Genomic DNA, 17,742 nt, shown 5'->3' on the forward strand with positions numbered 1-17,742 from the left:
GGCTCCTCAGCGGCGGGCGACGGCGGCGGGCTTGAGCCCGCTCGAGCCGGCGAAGCGGTGGCGCGCCATCGGCACGATGCCGATGCCGCGCGGGCCGGCCACGATCTCGACCGGAACCAGCAGGTTGCCGCGACCGTCCTTGCCCGTGGCCGCGGCGATGCCGCTCACCATGCCGAGCACGCACTGCCACGCGAACGCGACGAGCGCATCGCCCCAGAGGTCGACGACCAGCTCGGGGCCTACGGGGCGCTTGCTGGTGGCCGCGTAGAGGCCGGCCGGCTCCTTGTCGGAGCCGACGACGAACAGCACGACGACCTCGGCGGAGCCGACCTCGTCGCAGCGCACCGGCACGCGCACGTGGATCTGCCCCTCGTCGAGACGCACGTCGAGCTTCGCCAGATCGACCGCGAGCTGGTTCGCGCCATCGACCCAGACGATCTCGTGGCGAGCGCTCGGCCGCACCAGCCCGGCACTCCGGCGCGCGGCGACACGGGCGAACTCGGCGAGCCTGGCGCGCTCGACGAACACGGCGTCGAAGACCTCGCCCTCACGCATCGCGGGGCGCGGCGCAGCGAGCCGGCCCGCCTCGCGCTCGCGGGCGACGAACTGCACGTACTCGGGGACGACGCCGTCGGCCATCAGCCTTGCTCCTGCGCCGCACACTCGAAACGACGGGAAGGCATCCGGACCGCAAGCGGCAGTGCGTCCGGAGGTCGCCGCTGCTACAGGCGCCGTCGGTACGCGCGTCGGCTCTGCACGTCTTCTCGCCAGCGGCGCCCGCGACGATGCGAGCCGGGCCGCATCACCTCAGCGCTCGAAGCGTTCCGGCCGGCGCGCACCGGTGACGAGCTGCAGCGCGCCGTCGAGCACGAACCACGTCGCCAGGAACGCCGCGCACTCGAGCGTGAAGCTGTGAAACTTGTAGAAGAGCTCCGCGATCAGGAACGACACCAGGAACACCGGCAGCTGTCGCTTGAACAGTTCGCCGGCCGAGATGCTGGTGAGCAGACGGAACATCGGAGCCTCCGATCGTTGAAGGGCGGACGCGGAACCGGCGCCGGCTTCGAACGCTGCCGGCTCGCACGGGCCGGCGCGCACGAACCGCGCGAGCGGGTTCGGCAGGATCGTGCGACCGGTGGGGCTGGCCTCGATCCCTTTGCCTTGCGTCATGACGCAGACCCCGGCGGCGGAGCCTACGCCGGTCGTGCCGGCATGTACAGCAGGCCGCACACCAGCTTGACGTTGCGCCGGCCAGCAGCCGCCGGCGCCGACCCACGGCTGCGCAGCGCAGTACCAAGATGAACGCGCGGCTGAACGCGCGGCGCGCCCTTCGCAGGCGTGCCGCGCTCGACCGCGTCGCGATCAGGCCGTCGTCAGCGCCCGCTCGCCGCGGCGGCGCCGCGTGACCCAACCGACCAGCCCGGCCCCGAGCAGCAGCGCGATCGTGCCGGGCTCGGGCACGGTCACGACGAACTGGGCCTGCGCGAAGTTGGCGGCATTGCCATTGAGTGCGCTTGCCTCGCTGGCCAGCAGCAGGCTGAACATGCCGGTGCCCGCGCCGGGCAGATTGATCTGCAGCGAGAACGGGTCGTCGGCTCCCGTGAGCAGCAGGTTCGCGTAGGTCGTGCCCTCGAACGTCAGCGTGAAGAACAGCGACGCGTCGGAGAACTGACCTGCGTCGGTGAAGTCTTCGTCGATGAGGTCGATGAAGAACTTCAGGTGCCCGGCGCGATCGAGGCTGAACAGGCCCTCGAACGAGGCCGTGCCCACCGCGCTGGTGGCCTGCCCGCCGCTGCTCGCCTCGGACTGCGCGACCAGCAGGCCGCCACCTGCGAAGCCGAGCGCCGATGCGAAGTTGCCGCCGCTCGTGGCGACGGCGGAGCTGACCAGCGGCGCCGCATCGGGCGGGCTCGTCTTCGAATCGACGTCGGCCACCGTACCGGCCACGGCGACCGCGTCGGCCGCGAACTGGCTGCTCGAGTAGATCAGCGGCGCAGCGTGTGCGCCGAGCGCCGCGCATGCCAGCAGCGCGGCCGTCGTCATCGTTCTGAGTGTCTTCATCAGCAGTGCCCCTTCGTTCACGACCGCGACGGCCGTGGCATCCATGCGGGTCGACTCACCGTCGGTCGAAGCGGCCGATCAGCGTCAGCGGGACGACGAGTCGAACGTCGTTGCGTCGAAACTTCGCTGAAGTGCAGGAGACGCAACGGCTCTCCTGCCTTCGCTCGTGACGGGCCTTTCGCGCGCGCCCCGTCGGGGAGCGGTCGACCACCCGACCCGCGCCTGCGGGTGCCGAAGTGCCGCTCCGCCCGGCCGCGCGGCGCGCGGGTGACGAGCACCCCCGGCGCCGCGGCCCGCGCGCTTGCGGCTACCGGATGACCCGCACCGTGGCGGCCACGCTCATCGGCCACTGCAAGCCGTAGCGGGTCATCTGGCCGTTCACCGTCACCGGCACGTTGTCGCCGGTCGGCAGGCTGCCGAGCTGCGCCTTGTTGAAGGTCACGACCATCGAGCGGCCGTCGCTCGTGTAGGCCGTCGACACCGCCGGCGCGCCGCCGGCGCTGACGCCGCTGATGTTCCATTCACGCAGGTCGCTGCCGGCCGGAGCGGCGATCAGCACGGTGACGAGACCGGCGGTCGTGCGCAGGTTCAACGTGCTCGGAACGATCTGCAGCGCAAGCGACTCCGGCGGCGTGGTGAGCGCGTAGCTCCGGTTGCCGTTCTGATCGCGGCCCCAGCGCGAGAACCACTGGGTCCAGATGCGCCGGAAGTCGGGCACCGTGTTGTTGTGCTCGCGGCCGTAGGCCAGGGTGTCGGCGAACATCGGAATGCCGTTGGCGTCGTACCAGGTGGTGGTGACGAACTTGTTGCCTGGGTACTGCGCGGTGTTCGGGTAGATGAGGTACTGGATCGGGTTGTCGAATCGAGACGGCAGGTCGAACGGGTCGGTGACGATGCCGGCGGCCTCGTTCAGACCGTTCCGCCGCAGCCAGTTGGTCCGGTTGCCGGTGGGGCTGACGGAGTCGTACTCGCCGTAGATGCCGTACATCGGCGCCGGTGGCGTGCCCGCGGGGAAGTTCACCGCGACGCCGGCCATCACCGCGTAGGCGGTGAACAGGTTGGGGTCGCGCTGCGACAGGAAGTTCGTCATCTGGCCGCCCTGCGAGTGGCCGACGGCGAAGATGCGCTTTGCGTCGATGTACTGGCCGTACTTGGCGTTCACCTGCGCCATGACCGCGAGCACGAACTGATAGTCGTTCTCGTTGACGCTCCAGGTCGTGGTCACGCCGTTGGTCGAGGTGTGCTCGCTCGGCATGACGAAGCTGAAGCCGTAGGTATCGGCGAGCTCGACGTACTGGCTCGACTCGAAGAACTGGAACGCGTTGTTGCCGTTGCCGCCGAACGCATAGACGATGGGAGCGCCGTTGGGGTACGCGGTCTTGTCCTTCGCCTTGGCCGGCACGTAGACGAAGTACTGGCGCTTGACGTCGCGGCCCCCTTCCGGGCGCATGATGTCGACGACCTCGATGCCCTTCTGCTGCCAATCGAAGCGCCAGCCGAGCGCGTTGCTCCACGCCGACGAGTTCGTGTAGCGCGTATACCGCGCCAGGCTGTCGTAGACCTGCTGGGTGACGCGCGGGTCGACGTAGTTGACGTTGGCGTTCAGCACCGACACGCGCGAGACCACGCTGCTCACCCCGGTCGCGATGGCCTTCGAGTTCACCTTGTTCTGCTGGCAGACGTCGGCGCCGAGCGGGCCGGCGCCGGCCATCACGGTGGCGCTGCACTCGTTGGCGTACTTCCAGTACGCGATCGCACCGGCGGGCGTGTTGAGGCCATACAGGTCGGTGGGGATCGGGATGTCCTTCTTCTTCACGCACTGGAAGGTGTTGCCGCAAGGCACCCCGGCCCCGGGCGCGCTGACGCCCGGCGCCGGCGAGGTGATCGCCTGCTGATTGCCGGGCAGGTAGAAGTATTCGCCGGCTGCTGCAAGCGCGTTCGCATCGACCGCCGAGTCGAAGTAGGCCTGGCTGATCACGAACAGCGGGTTTTCGCCGGCCCATTGCTGAAGGATGTCGCCGCCGTTGCCGTAGCCGACGAGATAGAACTCGCCGTAGACGGAGTACCAGCGACGGCCCGAGGTGTAGCCGTCGAGCACCTGCCCGACATAGCCGCGCTCCTGCGCGAACGTGCCCCACTGCGGGCCGTTCGGCATCAGGATGATCAGGGGCATCCGCTTGGCGTCGGCCACGTCGATCCAGCCGCTGTTGACGAGGAACGTCTCGACGTCGGTTCCGCTCGGCAGCGCGATCGCGAGGAAGTAGTTCCGCACGAAGCTGCCTTGCGGGATGTAGAAGCGCGCCTTGCGGCCGGCCGCCGCGCCGGTGGTGTAGGTCTCCTCGAAGTAGCCGGTGTACGGAAGGTAGTTGCCGCGTGCCGCACGCTCGTCCACGTTCGTGGGCGACGGCAACCCGTTGGCATCCTGCATCGCGGCCTTGAGTTCGGGCACGGTGTAGGCGAGGGTCAGCGAGCTGCTCATGGACAGAACCATGAGCATCAGGAACGACAAGATGCGTTGATGCACTCTGTGCATTTGTGGTCTCCTCTTGGTGGAATCGCGAAGCTGCCACGGCATCAGGGACCCGATCGCTTCCCGCGTCGGCCCCAGTGACGAAGTTCCAGCTGCGACGGGCGCATCGCATGTGCGTCACGACGCGCGAAACAATGTATACGCTGTCGAACGCAGTGTCGTCTAGGGGTTCCCCCCTGTTGTGGCAGGGTGTGGCTGTCGATACTCCCACGCCATCGCCCCCAGAACCCGAGTCGCGCTCCGCAGGCGCGACCCAGCAGCCGATGGCAAGTGTCACGATTCGCGGAGTCAGGAAGAACTTTGGCGCCACCCCGATCCTGCATGGCGTGGACATCGACATCGCGGACGGATCGTTCACGGTGCTCGTCGGCCCATCGGGTTGCGGCAAGTCGACCCTGCTCCGGATGATCGCCGGGCTCGAGGAGATCACCGCCGGCGAGATCCGCATCGACGAGCGCCGCATCAACGAGTTGCCGCCGAAAGAGCGCGACATCGCGATGGTGTTCCAGAACTACGCGCTCTATCCGCACATGACGGTCGGCAGGAACATGGGCTTCTCGCTCATGCTCGCCAAGGAGGACGCGGCGACGATCAACAGGAAGGTCGCGCGTGCGGCCGAGATCCTCGCCCTCACCCCCCTGCTCGACCGCTACCCGCGGCAGCTGTCCGGCGGCCAGCGCCAGCGCGTCGCGATGGGCCGCGCGATCGTGCGCGACCCGCAGGTGTTCCTGTTCGACGAGCCGCTGTCGAACCTCGACGCCAAGCTTCGCGTGGCGATGCGCAGCGAGATCAAGGAGCTGCACCAGCGCCTGGCCACCACCTCGGTCTACGTCACGCACGACCAGATCGAGGCCATGACGATGGGCGACAAGATCGTCGTCATGAAGGACGGCCGCATCGAGCAGACCGGCAGCCCCCTCGAGCTGTACGACTATCCGGCCAACACCTTCGTGGCGGGTTTCATCGGCTCGCCGGCGATGAACTTCCTGCCCGGCACGCTGCGCCACGAGGCCGGCGCGGCGCGGGTCGAACTCGGCGACGGCACGCGCCTCGATGCGCCCGCGCATGTCGGCGGCGTCGACGGTCAAGCTGTGATCATGGGGATGCGGCCGGAGCACCTCACGCTCGGCGATCGCGGGATCCCGTCGAAGGTCGTCGTCGTGGAACCGACCGGCGCCGACACCTTCGTCGCGTGCCGGCACGAAGGCGCGGAGCTCTCCGTGGTGTTCCGCGAGCGCCACGACTTCGCACCCGATTCAACCATCTTCCTGCAACCCGACGTCCGTCGCGCGCATCTTTTCGATGCGGGCAGCGGCGTCCGGCTCGCGGCGTGATCACGCCCCGACCGCCACCCGATCCCGACCCCAGAACACGCAAACGGAAGGAGACCCCGGTGAGTGATTTCAATCGACGCAAGTTCCTCGAAGGTTCGGCCGGTGTGGCCGCTGCGGCAGCCCTGGGCACCGGCGGCACGCTGTTCGCGCCGCACGTCATGGCGCAGCAGACGCTGACCTACAAGCCCGAGAAAGGCGCCACGCTGCGGGTGCTGCGCTGGAGCCGCTTCGTGCAGGGCGACATCGACGCCTACATGGCGAACGTCAAGAAGTTCACCGAGAAGACCGGCATCCCGGTCCGGGTCGACAACGAAGGCTGGGAAGACGTGCGGCCCAAGGCGGCGGTCGCCGCCAACACCGGTGCCGGCCCCGACATCATCCTGTCGACCAACGACGACGCGAACCTCTACCCCGACAAGCTGCTCGACGTGACCGACCTCGGCGAGTACCTCGGCAAGAAGTACGGCGGCTGGTACCCCGCCGCGCAGCAGTTCAACAAGCCCGACGGCAAGAAGTGGATCGCCATCCCGCTCGGCGCCTCCGGCTCGCTGGTCGTCTATCGCGAGAGCGCCGTCAAGGCGGCCGGCTTCGACACGTTCCCGAAGAACACCGACGACTTCCTCAAGCTGATGAAGGCGCTCAAGGAGAAGGGAACGCCGGGCGGCATGGCCCTCGGCAACGCCACCGGTGACGGCCTGTGGTGCAACTGGCTGGTCTGGGCCTTCGGCGGCAAGCTCGTCGACCAGAACAACAAGGTCGTCATCGACAGCCCCGAGACCGCGCGCGCGCTCGAATACGGCAAGGAGCTCTACGCCACCTTCATCCCGGGCACGCTGTCGTGGCTCGACCCGAACAACAACAAGGCCTTCCTCGACGGCCAGATCGCGCTCACCAACAACGGCATCTCGATCTACTACGCGGCCAAGAACTCGGCCGACCCCAAGGTCAAGGAGATGTCCGCGGACATCAACCATGCGGTGTTCCCGATCGGGCCGGTCGGCACGCCGACCGAGTCGCACCTGTACTTCAACCAGATGATCATGAAGTACACCAAGTACCCGCAGGCCGCGAAGGAGTTCCTGCGCTTCATGATGGAGCAGGAGCAGTTCGACCCCTGGCAGACCGGCGCCGGCGGCTACGTCGCGCCGGCGCTTGCCGCCTATGCCAAGGGCAACATCTGGACCGTCGACCCCAAGCACACGCCGTATCGCGACTCGGTGAAGAACCTGCGACCGGCGGGCTACGCGGGCAAGCTCGGCTACGCCTCGGCGGGCGCGGCGGCCGACTTCATCGTCGTCAACATGGTGGCCGAGGCGGTCAGCGGCTCCAAGTCGGTGAAGGAAGCGATGGAGCGCGCGCAGAAGCGAGCCGAGCGGTACTACCGGGTCTGACGCACCGGGCGCCGTCAGCCTCGTTGCACGGTCCGCCTTCCTCCGCCCTCGGGCAGAGGGTCAGGCCGACGTGCAACCCGACGGTCCCGCTTTCCTGCCCCTGAGCCGGCCGAGGCTGGCTCACCACCCGACCTTTCCCCACGCGGGAAGGCGCTCAAGCATGCTCGAACGTCTCCAGAACAGCCGCAACGGCCTGGGCCTCATCTTCATGGGCCCCGCCGCGTTGCTGCTGCTGATCTTCCTGACCTACCCGCTCGGGCTCGGCACCTGGCTCGGCTTCACCGACGCCAAGGTCGGCCGGTCCGGGCAATGGGTCGGGCTGGAGAACTACGAGTTCCTCTGGGGCGACAGCGTGACCCGGCTGGCGCTCTTCAACACGCTCTTCTATACGACGGTCGCGAGCGTCCTCAAGTTCGGGCTCGGGCTCTGGCTGGCCCTGCTCCTCAACCGCAACATCCGCTTCAAGACCTTCTTTCGCGCGGTGATCCTGCTGCCGTACATCGTTCCGACGGCGCTGTCGGCGATCGCGTTCTGGTGGATCTACGACTCGCAGTTCTCGATCATCAGCTGGGTGCTGGTCAAGCTCGGCTGGATCGACGCCTACATCGACTTCCTGGGCAAGGAGTGGAACGCCCGCTTCGCCGTCATCGCCGCCAACGTGTGGCGCGGCGTGCCCTTCGTCGCGATCACGCTGCTCGCGGGGCTGCAGACCATCTCGCCGTCGTACTACGAGGCCTCGGCGATCGACGGGGCGACGCGCTGGCAGCAGTTCCGCTACGTCACGCTGCCGCTGCTCACCCCGATCATCGCGGTGGTGATGACTTTCTCGGTGCTGTTCACGTTCACCGACTTCCAGCTCATCTACGTGATCACGCGGGGCGGGCCGCTCAACGCCACGCACCTCATGGCCACGCTGTCGTTCCAGCGCGCCATCTCCGGCGGCGCGCTCGGTGAGGGCGCGGCGATCTCGATCGCGATGGTGCCGTTCCTGCTCGCGGCCATCATGGTCAGCTTCTTCGGGCTGCAGCGCCGCGCCTGGCAACAAGGGGGAACCGACCGATGAGCTCGGCCACCGACACGGGGGGCATGGGGTTCCTCGATACCCGCATGTCGCGGGTCGTGAAGGTCTACGCGCCGCTGCTCGCCTTCGTCGTCGTCCTGTTGTTCCCGTTCTACTGGATGGCGATCACGTCGGTGAAGCCCAACACCGAGCTGCTGTCCCGCGAAGGCAACCCGTTCTGGGTCGTCGCACCGACGCTCGCCCACTTCGAGAAGCTGCTGTTCAACACCGCCTTCCCGCAGTGGCTGTGGAACACCGTGCTGGTGTCGGTGGTGGCGACCGGCTTCTCGCTGTTCGCCTCGGTTCTCGCGGCGTATTCGATCGAGCGCCTGCGCTTCAAGGGCTCCAAGCAGACGGGCCTGGCGATCTTCCTCGCCTACCTGGTGCCGCCGTCGATCCTGTTCATTCCGCTCGCCGACGTGGTGTTCAAGCTCGGCCTCTTCGACACCCGCTGGGCGCTGATTCTCACCTACCCCACCTTCCTGATCCCGTTCTGCACCTGGCTGCTGATGGGCTACTTCCGCTCGATCCCGTTCGAGCTCGAGGAGTGCGCACTCATCGACGGCGCGACGCGCTGGCAGATCCTCACCAAGATCGTGCTGCCGCTCGCGGTGCCGGGCCTCATTTCGGCCGGCATCTTCGCGTTCACGCTATCGTGGAACGAATTCATCTACGCCCTGACGTTCATCTCGTCGTCGGAGACCAAGACGCTGCCCGTCGGCGTGGTCACCGAGCTCGTCGAGGGCGACGTCTACCACTGGGGTCCGCTGATGGCGGGCGCCCTGTTCGGTTCGTTGCCGGTCGCCTTCGTGTACTCGTTCTTCGTCGAGTACTACGTGTCGGGTCTGACCGGTTCAGTCAAGGAATAACGGAGAAACTGCGTGAGCAATCAAGACAAACCAAGGAAGAAACCCCAGGACCTGCGCAGCCAGCAATGGTTCGGCCGGCAGGATCGCGACGGCTTCGCGTACCGCAGCTGGGTCAAGGGCAAGGGCGTCCCGCACGACCAGTTCGATGGCCGGCCGGTCATCGGCATCTGCAACACCTTCAGCGAACTCACCCCGTGCAACTCGCACTTCCGGGTGCTCGCCGAGCAGGTGAAGATCGGCGTCTACGAAGCGGGCGGCTTTCCGCTCGAGTTTCCGGTGATGTCGCTCGGCGAGACGCTGCTCAGGCCGACCGCGATGCTCTACCGCAACCTCGCGAGCATGGACGTCGAGGAGTCGATCCGCGGCAACCCGCTCGATGGCGTGGTGCTGCTGATGGGCTGCGACAAGACCACGCCGTCGCTCGTGATGGGTGCCGCGAGCGTCGACCTGCCGACGATCGGCGTCTCGGGCGGGCCGATGCTCAACGGCAAGTGGCGCGGCCAGGAGCTCGGCTCGGGCACCGGCGTCTGGAGCATGAGCGAGCAGGTGCGCGCCGGCACCCTGAAGCTGCAGGACTTCTTCGAGGCCGAGAGCTGCATGCACCGCAGCCACGGCCACTGCATGACGATGGGCACGGCGAGCACGATGGCTTCGATGGTCGAGGCGCTCGGTCTCGGCCTGCCGGGCAACGCGGCCTATCCGGCGGTCGACGGCCGCCGCAACGTGCTCGCACGCAATGCCGGCCGGCGCATCGTCGACATGGTCCACGAGGACCAGAGGCTGTCGACGATCCTCACCCGCGAAGCGTTCGAGAACGCGATCAAGACACTCGCGGCGATCGGCGGCTCGACCAACGCGGTGATCCACCTGATCGCGATTGCCGGCCGGCTCGGCGTGCCGCTGGAGATCGCCGACTTCGACCGGCTCGCGAGCACTCTGCCGTGCCTGCTGAACCTGCAGCCGTCGGGCAAGCACCTGATGGAAGACTTCTGCTATGCGGGCGGCCTGCCGGTGGTGATGAAGGAGATCGCCGCGCACCTGCATCTCGACGCCGTCACCGCGAACGGTCAGACCGTCGGCGCCAACATCGCCGACGCCGAGAACTACAACCCCGAGGTGATCAAGTCGTTCGAAGCGCCGTTCAAGGACCACGCCGGCATCGCCGTGCTGCGCGGCAACCTCGCCCCGCGCGGCGCGATCATCAAGCCGAGCGCCGCGACGCCGGCGTTGATGGTGCACCGCGGCCGCGCGGTCGTGTTCGACACGATCGACGACTTCCACGCGCGCATCGACGACGAGAACCTCGACGTCGACGAGACCTGCATCCTGGTGCTGCGGAACTGCGGCCCCAAGGGCTACCCGGGCATGGCCGAGGTCGGCAACATGCCGCTGCCGCCCAAGGTGCTGCGCAAGGGCATCACCGACATGGTGCGCATCAGCGACGCCCGGATGAGCGGTACCGCGTACGGCACCGTCGTGCTGCATACCGCACCGGAAGCCGCCGACGGCGGGCCTCTTGCCGCCGTGCGCAACGGCGACTTCATCGAACTCGATGTTCCGAACCGCCGCCTGCACCTCGACATCTCCGACGAGGAACTCGCCGAGCGCATGCGGGCCTGGAAGCGCCCGCCGCTGCCCCTCGAGAGCGGCTACTGGCGCCTCTATGTCGACCACGTGCTGCAGGCCGACCAGGGCGCCGACCTCGACTTCCTGGTCGGCAAGCGCGGTGCGTTCGTTCCCCGCGACAACCACTGAAGCTTCATGAGCGACCGCCTCAAGGGCAAGACCGCCCTCGTGACCGCCGCCGGCCAGGGCATGGGCAACGCAGCCGTGCGCGCCTTCGCGCGCGAAGGCGCGCGCGTGATCGCGACCGACCGCGACGGAGCGCTGCTCGACCCGCTCGGCGCGCTCGACGGCGTGACCATCCAGGTCCTCGACGTCCTCGACGACGCAGCGGTCGTCGATGCGGTCGAACGCATCGGCGCCGTGGACATCCTTTTCAATTGCGCCGGCACGGTGCACCAGGGAACCATTCTCGAGTGCAGCACCGCGGACTGGGACTTCAGCTTCGACCTCAACGTGCGCAGCATGTTCGTTCTGACCAAGGCGATGCTGCCGAAGATGATCGCCGCGGGCGGCGGCGTGATCCTCAACATGGCCTCGGCGCTCGGCGCGAACAAGGCAGCGCCGAACCGGCTCGCCTACGCAGCGAGCAAGGCGGCGGTCGCGGGCTTCACCCGCGCGCTGGCCGTCGATCACGTCAAGCAGAACATCCGCTGCAACTGCGTGTGCCCCGGCACTGTCGACACGCCGTCGCTCGGCGATCGCATCAACGCGTTCGCCGACCCGGCGCAAGCGCGCCGGAACTTCATCGACCGCCAGCCGATGGGACGTCTGGCCACCGCCGAGGAGATCGCCGAGACCTTCGTGTTCCTCGTGTCGAACGAGTCGTCGTTCATGACCGGTCAGGCCGTTTTCGTGGACGGTGGGATGACCCTGTAAGACCACGATCCGCATTCAACAGGACCCACGATGAAACTTCTGCGATACGGCCCTGTCGGTGCCGAGAAGCCCGGCATCCTCGACGCCGACGGCCGCATGCGCGACCTCTCGGCCCACGTCGCAAGCCTCGACGCCGAGGCGCTTTCGCCACGCGGCCTCCAGCGCCTGCGCGCGATCGATCCGGCCTCGCTGCCGCTCGTCGACGGCGAGCCCCGGCTCGGCGTGCCCTTCACCGGCATCGGCAAGTTCGTCGCCGTCGGCCTCAACTATTCGGACCACGCCGCGGAGTCGGGCATGCCGAGTCCGAAGGAACCGATCCTCTTCATGAAGGCGACGTCGTGCCTGTGCGGACCGAACGACGACACGGTGCAGCCGCGCGACTCGACCAAGCTCGACTGGGAGGTCGAACTCGGCATTGTGATCGGCACCCGCGCGCAGTACGTGCCCGAGGAACGCGCGCTCGAACACGTCGCCGGCTACTGCGTCGTCAACGACGTGTCCGAGCGCGACTTTCAGCTCGAGCGCGGCTCGCAATGGGACCGCGGCAAGGGCTGCGACACCTTCGGTCCGGTCGGCCCCTGGCTCGTGACCACCGACGAAGTGCCTGACCCGCAGGCGCTCGACATGTGGCTCGACGTCAACGGCGAGCCGCGCCAGCGCGGCAGCACCCGGACCATGATCTTCGGCTGCGCGACGCTGGTGTCGTACATCAGCCGCTTCATGACCCTGCTGCCGGGCGACATCATCACCACCGGCACGCCGCCGGGCGTCGCCATGGGCATGAAGCCGCCGCGCTGGCTGGTGCCGGGCGACGTCGTGACGCTCGGAATCGGCGGCCTCGGCCAGCAGCGCCAGCGTGTCGTCGCCTGGAACGGCTGACGCGTCGCGTCGCGGGCTGCCAACGGCGTCACGCACTTCGACCCGCCGCTGATCGCTTGGACCTCGTCATCGCAAGCGCCGCAAGGGCTCCAGCACAATCACGGACGGCGCGTTCGGCGCCGTCTCGTAGAGCGTGGTTCTCATGAATTACCCGGAACGGTCGAAGTCGCTGCTGGTCGTGAGCGGGCCGTCGAACCCTCGGCTCAAGTCGGCTCCGAGCGCCCTCGCGCCGTCGCTGGTCGACCACGCTTACGACACGATCCGCCGCCGCATCCTGGAGAACGTCTACCAGCCCGGGGCGCAGGCGCTCGAAAGCGACCTCGCCGCCGAACTCGGGATCAGCCGCACGCCGCTGCGCGAGGCGCTGATACGGCTGCAGAACGAAGGCCTGATCGAGATCATTCCGCGCCATGGCATGCGGGTCCTGCCGGTGTCGGCCACGGACATGAAGGAGATCTACGAAGTCATCACGGCGCTCGAATCGTGCGCGGTCGAGCTCGTGGCGCGCCGCAGGCTGACGCCGGCCGAGTTGAAGCCGCTGGTCGACGCGACCCGCGAGATGACACTGGCCCTGAAGGCGAAGGATCTCGAAGCATGGGCGCGGGCCGACGAGTCGTTCCACAAGTACCTGATCGAGGCTGCCGGCAACCGCCTGCTCGTCGAGGCGCTGCAACAGTACCGTGACCGCGCGCACCGGGCGCTCATGTTTTCCGTGCGCCTGCGGCCCCGCCTCGAGACGTCGGCCAAGGAGCACCTGGCTCTCGTCGAGATGCTGCGCAAGGGCGACGTCGCCGGTGCCGTCGAAGTCAACCGTGCGCACCGCGAGCGCGCGAGCCAGGAGTTGCTCGACATCTTCGAACGCTACCGGCTGCAGCAGCTTTGACGCACGTCGAACGGCGCACCGAACCGGCGACCCGCGCGCCTTCCGATCGACCACGACCCGTAGTCCCACTTCGAGAGCACTCGCCATGACCCAAGCGCGCTACCGGGGCGTCTTTCCCGTCGTGCCGACGACGTTCACCGAGTCGGGCGAGCTCGACCTCGAAAGCCAGAAGCGCTGCGTCGACTTCATGATCGACGCCGGCTCGCAGGGCCTCTGCATCCTCGCGAACTTCTCGGAGCAGTTCGTCCTCTCGGATGCCGAACGGGAGCAGCTGACCCGCACGATCCTCGCCCACGTGGCCGGCCGGCTGCCGGTGATCGTCACCACCACCCACTTCTCGAGCCGCGTCTGTGCCGAGCGCAGCCGCCAGGCCCAGGATCTCGGCGCGGCAATGGTGATGGTGATGCCGCCCTATCACGGCGCGACCATCCGCGTCGGCGAGCCGCAGATCCACGAGTTCTACGCCCGCGTATCCGACGCGATCGGAATCCCGATCATGATCCAGGACGCCCCCGTGGCGGGCACGCCGCTGAGCGCAGCGTTCCTCGCGCGCCTGGCCACGGAGATCGAGCAGGTGGCGTACTTCAAGATCGAGACGGCCGGCGCGGCGTCGAAGCTGCGCGAGCTGATCCGGCTCGGCGGCGAGGCGATCGAAGGCCCCTGGGACGGGGAGGAAGCGATCACGCTGATCCCCGACTTCGACGCCGGCGCGACCGGCTCAATGACCGGCGGCGGCTACCCCGACGGCATCCGCCGGATCGTCGACGCCTACGCCGCAGGGCGGCGCGATGAGGCGTTCGACCTCTACCAGCGCTGGCTGCCGCTGATCAACTACGAGAATCGGCAGTGCGGCCTGCTCGCCTGCAAGGCGCTGATGAAGGAAGGCGGCGTGATCGCGTGCGACGCGCCGCGCCACCCGCTGCCGGCGCTCCACCCCGCCACCCGCGCCGGCCTCGTCGAGGTGGCGCGGCGTCTCGATCCGCTCGTGCTGCGCTGGGGCCGCTGAACCGCGCTGGCGAACGCCTCGCACGAGCGCGTTCGACACACCACGACCCGCAATTCTCGACCCGGAGGTCTCGTGAAGCTTCTCATCACCGGCGCTGGCGGATTCATCGGGGCACGACTCGCCCGCGCGCTGCTCGCGCGCGAGCGGCTTGCAGGGCAGCGCATCGACCAGACGGTGCTGACCGACCAGGTGCCCCTTCCCCCGGACCTCGCGCGCGACCCGCGCGTCGACGCGCGCATCGGCCCGCTGCTGGAGCTCTGCCCCGGGTTCGCCGCCGACCGCTTCGACGGCGTGTTCCACCTCGCATCGGCGGTATCGGGCGAGTGCGAGGCCGACTTCGAGTTGGGGCTCCGCTCGAACCTCGACACGACGCGGGCTTTGCTCGACGCGCTGCGCGGCGGCGTGACCGCCGGCGCGCCGGTGCCGCGGCTCGTGTTCTCGAGCTCGGTGGCCGTGTTCGGCCCGGATCCCTCGTCGCCGCTGCCGGCGCGCGTCGACGACACCACGCTGCCGGCGCCGCAGACCTCGTACGGCACGCACAAGCTGATGTGCGAGTACCTGATTGCCGATTACACGCGCAAGGGCTTCATCGACGGCCGCTCGGCGCGCCTCATGACCGTCACCGTGCGACCGGGCCGGCCGAATGGCGCGGCGTCGTCGTTCTTCTCGGGGATCATTCGCGAGCCGCTCGCGGGCGTGGAGTCGATCTGCCCGGTGGGCCCCGATGTGTCGCACCCGCTCACCTCGCCGGCTCGCACGGTCGACGGGCTGATCGCCGTCTACGAAGCCAGCCGCGAAGCACTGGGCGGGCGGCTCGCGCTCAATCTGCCGGCGGTCAACGCGCGCGTCTCCGACATGCTCGATGCACTCGAAGCGGTCGCCGGGCGCGAAGTCCGCAACCGCGTTCGCTTCGTGCCGGATCCGGTGATCGCCGGCATCGTCGCCAACTGGCCGGCGGGCGCGACGGCCACCCGCGCCGCGCGGCTCGGTCTGCACCCGGATGACGACTTCGCCGCGATCATCCGGCAATACATCGACGATCAGCGCGCCTCACCGGACGGCAGCGCGGCACTCGCAGGCCTGCCGGCGAACGGAGGGTCGGCGTGAACCGGATCGATCTCGAGGGCCGCGTCGCCATCGTCACCGGCGGCGCCCAGGGCATCGGCTACGCCATCGCCGAGCGCATGCTCGCCTCGGGCGCCACCGTCGTGCTGTGGGACGCCGACGCCGCGCGCCTCGAATCGGCGCGCGCGACGCTGGCGGAGCGCGGCAGCGTCGACACGTGCGCGGTCGACGTCACCGACGCCGAGGCGCTCGTCTCCGCGAGCGCGGCTGCAATGGGCTCGCGCGGCCGCATCGACGTCCTCGTCAACAACGCCGGCATCACCGGCGGCAACGCGCCGACCTGGGAGCTCGCCCCCGACGTATGGCGCCGCGTGATCGACGTCAACCTCGTGGGCCCGTATCTCGCGTGCCGCGCGGTCGTGCCGCACATGATCGACGCGGGTTACGGCCGCATCGTCAACATCGCATCGGTCGCCGGCAAGGAAGGCAACCCGAACGCCTCGCACTACAGCGCGTCGAAGGCGGGCCTGATCGCGCTGACCAAGTCACTCGCCAAGGAACTCGCCACCCGCGGCGTGCTGGTCAACGCGGTCACGCCCGCAGCAGCGAAGACGGCGATCTTCGAGACCATGACCCAGGCCCACATCGATTTCATGCTGTCGAAGATCCCGATGGGTCGCCTCCTCGAGGTCGACGAGGCCGCCGCGATGGTGGCCTGGCTGGCGTCGCAGGAGTGCTCGTTCAGCACCGGAGCCGTGTTCGATCTGTCGGGCGGGCGCGCGACGTATTGACGGGTCTGCCTCGGCGTCCGGTGAGCGATCGCGGCTCGGCGGCCTGAGCATTTCGTCTGCGAGGGCGGATCCGGCCGAGCGATACAAGGGGCTCGGAGCGTCGATGTGGCTAGAGGCTTGGACTCACGCCGCGCTCGGCAGCGCCCGGCCGGCGAAGTAGGCCTCCAGGTTGTCGATGACGCGTTGAGCCATCGCCTCACGCGTTTCCTCGGTCTGGCTCCCGATGTGGGGAGCCAGCACCACGTTGTCGAGCTGCCTGAGGGCTTCCGGTACCTGAGGTTCCGTTTCGAAGACGTCGAGCCCGGCACCTGCGATGCGTTTTTGCTGCAGGTGGTCGATGAGCGCAGCCTCGTCGACGACCGATCCACGCGACACATTGATCAAGTAGCCGCGAGGGCCCAGCGCTTCCAGCACCTCGCGGGTTACCAGGTGCCGCGCCTGCGGGCCGCCGGCTGCAATGATGACGAGGAAGTCGGCCCACCGCGCCAGGCCCCGGGCCGTCGGCTCATGCACGAAGGGGCTGCCGGCGACCGGGTTGCGGTTGTGATAGCGCACCTCCATGTCGAAGCCAGAGGCGCGCCGCGCGACGACCGAGCCGATGCGGCCCAGACCCACGATGCCGAGCTTCTTGCCGGCCACTTGGGTCGCCATCGGAAACGGCTTGCTCGGCCAATCGCCGCGCCGTACGAATGCGTCGGCTTCCACGATGCGGCGAGAAAGCGCCAGCAACAGAGCGAAGGCGAGGTCGGCCACGGCATCGTTGAGCACATCGGGCGTGTAGCCGACCACGATGCCGCGCTCGGCCAATGCAGGGAGGTCGAACTTGTCAAGCCCGACCCCGAAACTCGAGACCACCTTCAGGTCCGGGAGCGACGAGGCGAGCTGGGCATCGCAGCCGTAGCCCGCGGTGGTCGCAATCGCCTCCCAGCCTTTCCCGTTGGCAGCCAGGAAGGCGTCCCGCTCCGCGCCGGGCCGGGGTAGCTGCTGAGTCTCGTATCGTTCCTGGAGACGGGCCTGGAGGGTCGGCGACAAGGCGCCTTCTTGGATGAGGAGACGATGGCGCATGGTGTTCGAAAGGGGTTGAACGTCGGTCGAGAGATCGGCTGATCGACGACCAGGATCTGCGGGCAATCCGATGCAGCGCTCTGCGCGAGTCCACTGCCGGGCGATGTCGGGGCGGCTCGCCCAGGCCGCATCAGCTCCGCAGATGCTGCGATACGGTTCGCTCGCGCAACGAACCGATCGCCGTATCCACGGAGCAGGCGCCGTATTGCGCTTGGCTGACGAACCCTACTTGCGGACGTCCCGGTTACCGCTCACCGCCAGGCTCGTGCATTCGTGGCTGAAGGCGTCCACTGCCGGACGAAGCCG

16 protein-coding genes are annotated in these 17,742 nt (G+C 68.3%); 11 read left to right on the forward strand and 5 right to left on the reverse strand.

Going from position 1 to position 17,742, the window contains the following annotated elements; genetic code table 11:
* Positions 1-6: 6 nt before the first annotated feature.
* The 4 genes from HQN59_RS21615 to HQN59_RS21630 form a co-directional block, all read right to left on the reverse strand.
* Positions 7-639: a hypothetical protein gene (locus HQN59_RS21615; RefSeq protein WP_176071192.1), complete on the reverse strand. Its 633-nt coding sequence runs from the start codon at positions 637-639 to the stop codon at positions 7-9.
* Positions 640-807: 168 nt separating this feature from the next.
* On the reverse strand, positions 808-1,017 hold the full coding sequence (locus HQN59_RS21620; RefSeq protein ID WP_176071193.1) for a hypothetical protein: 210 nt from the start codon (positions 1,015-1,017) through the stop codon (positions 808-810).
* A 345-nt stretch (positions 1,018-1,362) separates the two neighbouring features.
* On the reverse strand, positions 1,363-2,106 hold the full coding sequence (locus HQN59_RS21625; protein WP_176071194.1) for a PEP-CTERM sorting domain-containing protein: 744 nt from the start codon (positions 2,104-2,106) through the stop codon (positions 1,363-1,365).
* A 262-nt stretch (positions 2,107-2,368) separates the two neighbouring features.
* Positions 2,369-4,594, reverse strand: a complete 2,226-nt coding sequence (locus tag HQN59_RS21630) for a CE1 family esterase (protein ID WP_176071195.1) — start codon at positions 4,592-4,594, stop codon at positions 2,369-2,371.
* A gap of 260 nt (positions 4,595-4,854) precedes the next feature.
* Here HQN59_RS21630 and HQN59_RS21635 point away from each other — a divergent pair, with 260 nt between their 5' ends.
* The 11 genes from HQN59_RS21635 (at position 4,855) to HQN59_RS21685 (ending at position 16,371) form a co-directional block, all read left to right on the forward strand.
* The gene (locus HQN59_RS21635; RefSeq protein WP_176071196.1) at positions 4,855-5,925 is read left to right on the forward strand and encodes an ABC transporter ATP-binding protein; all 1,071 of its coding nucleotides are present in this window, start codon (positions 4,855-4,857) and stop codon (positions 5,923-5,925) included.
* A 59-nt stretch (positions 5,926-5,984) separates the two neighbouring features.
* Positions 5,985-7,316, forward strand: coding sequence for an extracellular solute-binding protein (locus HQN59_RS21640; RefSeq protein ID WP_176071197.1), 1,332 nt, complete (start codon positions 5,985-5,987; stop codon positions 7,314-7,316).
* Between the two features lie 160 nt (positions 7,317-7,476).
* Entirely contained in the window at positions 7,477-8,379 is a 903-nt protein-coding gene (locus tag HQN59_RS21645) for a carbohydrate ABC transporter permease (protein ID WP_176071198.1), read from the forward strand.
* Positions 8,376-9,245 (forward strand): carbohydrate ABC transporter permease, encoded by an 870-nt coding sequence (locus HQN59_RS21650; protein WP_176071199.1) that lies wholly within the window; start codon positions 8,376-8,378, stop codon positions 9,243-9,245. The genes HQN59_RS21645 and HQN59_RS21650 overlap by 4 nt, the downstream gene beginning before the upstream one ends.
* Positions 9,246-9,257: 12 nt before the next feature.
* Entirely contained in the window at positions 9,258-11,000 is a 1,743-nt protein-coding gene (locus HQN59_RS21655) for a dihydroxy-acid dehydratase (RefSeq protein ID WP_176071200.1), read from the forward strand.
* Positions 11,001-11,006: 6 nt separating this feature from the next.
* A complete protein-coding gene (locus HQN59_RS21660) occupies positions 11,007-11,747 on the forward strand; it encodes an SDR family oxidoreductase (RefSeq protein WP_176071201.1) in 741 nt (246 codons plus the stop codon).
* 30 nt (positions 11,748-11,777) lie between these two features.
* Positions 11,778-12,626 (forward strand): fumarylacetoacetate hydrolase family protein, encoded by an 849-nt coding sequence (locus tag HQN59_RS21665; RefSeq protein WP_176071202.1) that lies wholly within the window; start codon positions 11,778-11,780, stop codon positions 12,624-12,626.
* 142 nt (positions 12,627-12,768) lie between these two features.
* Positions 12,769-13,509: a GntR family transcriptional regulator gene (locus tag HQN59_RS21670; protein WP_176071203.1), complete on the forward strand. Its 741-nt coding sequence runs from the start codon at positions 12,769-12,771 to the stop codon at positions 13,507-13,509.
* 85 nt (positions 13,510-13,594) lie between these two features.
* Entirely contained in the window at positions 13,595-14,515 is a 921-nt protein-coding gene (locus HQN59_RS21675) for a dihydrodipicolinate synthase family protein (RefSeq protein WP_176071204.1), read from the forward strand.
* Between the two features lie 72 nt (positions 14,516-14,587).
* Complete coding sequence (gene denD / locus HQN59_RS21680) at positions 14,588-15,622, forward strand: D-erythronate dehydrogenase (protein ID WP_176071205.1); 1,035 nt, start codon at positions 14,588-14,590, stop codon at positions 15,620-15,622.
* On the forward strand, positions 15,619-16,371 hold the full coding sequence (locus HQN59_RS21685) for a glucose 1-dehydrogenase (protein ID WP_176071206.1): 753 nt from the start codon (positions 15,619-15,621) through the stop codon (positions 16,369-16,371). The genes denD and HQN59_RS21685 overlap by 4 nt, the downstream gene beginning before the upstream one ends.
* A gap of 123 nt (positions 16,372-16,494) precedes the next feature.
* Here HQN59_RS21685 and HQN59_RS21690 read toward each other — a convergent pair whose 3' ends face one another.
* Positions 16,495-17,436 carry a 2-hydroxyacid dehydrogenase gene (locus HQN59_RS21690; protein WP_176071207.1) on the reverse strand — a complete coding sequence of 314 codons (942 nt, stop codon included), beginning with the start codon at positions 17,434-17,436 and terminating at the stop codon, positions 16,495-16,497.
* Between the last annotated feature and the right edge of the window lie 306 nt (positions 17,437-17,742).

The organism is Rhizobacter koreensis (genome assembly GCF_013366375.1).
Taxonomy (GTDB): domain Bacteria; phylum Pseudomonadota; class Gammaproteobacteria; order Burkholderiales; family Burkholderiaceae_C; genus Schlegelella_A; species Schlegelella_A koreensis.

Excerpts from the sequence above, each read along its gene's own strand:
- HQN59_RS21635 (WP_176071196.1), top strand. The coding sequence starts at position 4,855 with ATGGCAAGTGTCACGATTCGCGGAGTCAGGAAGAACTTTGGCGCCACC.
- HQN59_RS21675 (WP_176071204.1), top strand. The coding sequence starts at position 13,595 with ATGACCCAAGCGCGCTACCGGGGCGTCTTTCCCGTCGTGCCGACGACG.
- HQN59_RS21620 (WP_176071193.1), bottom strand. The coding sequence starts at position 1,017 with ATGTTCCGTCTGCTCACCAGCATCTCGGCCGGCGAACTGTTCAAGCGA.
- HQN59_RS21690 (WP_176071207.1), bottom strand. The coding sequence starts at position 17,436 with ATGCGCCATCGTCTCCTCATCCAAGAAGGCGCCTTGTCGCCGACCCTC.
- HQN59_RS21625 (WP_176071194.1), bottom strand. The coding sequence starts at position 2,106 with ATGGATGCCACGGCCGTCGCGGTCGTGAACGAAGGGGCACTGCTGATG.
- HQN59_RS21615 (WP_176071192.1), bottom strand. The coding sequence starts at position 639 with ATGGCCGACGGCGTCGTCCCCGAGTACGTGCAGTTCGTCGCCCGCGAG.
- HQN59_RS21650 (WP_176071199.1), top strand. The coding sequence starts at position 8,376 with ATGAGCTCGGCCACCGACACGGGGGGCATGGGGTTCCTCGATACCCGC.
- HQN59_RS21670 (WP_176071203.1), top strand. The coding sequence starts at position 12,769 with ATGAATTACCCGGAACGGTCGAAGTCGCTGCTGGTCGTGAGCGGGCCG.
- HQN59_RS21630 (WP_176071195.1), bottom strand. The coding sequence starts at position 4,594 with ATGCACAGAGTGCATCAACGCATCTTGTCGTTCCTGATGCTCATGGTT.
- HQN59_RS21645 (WP_176071198.1), top strand. The coding sequence starts at position 7,477 with ATGCTCGAACGTCTCCAGAACAGCCGCAACGGCCTGGGCCTCATCTTC.
- HQN59_RS21660 (WP_176071201.1), top strand. The coding sequence starts at position 11,007 with ATGAGCGACCGCCTCAAGGGCAAGACCGCCCTCGTGACCGCCGCCGGC.
- HQN59_RS21665 (WP_176071202.1), top strand. The coding sequence starts at position 11,778 with ATGAAACTTCTGCGATACGGCCCTGTCGGTGCCGAGAAGCCCGGCATC.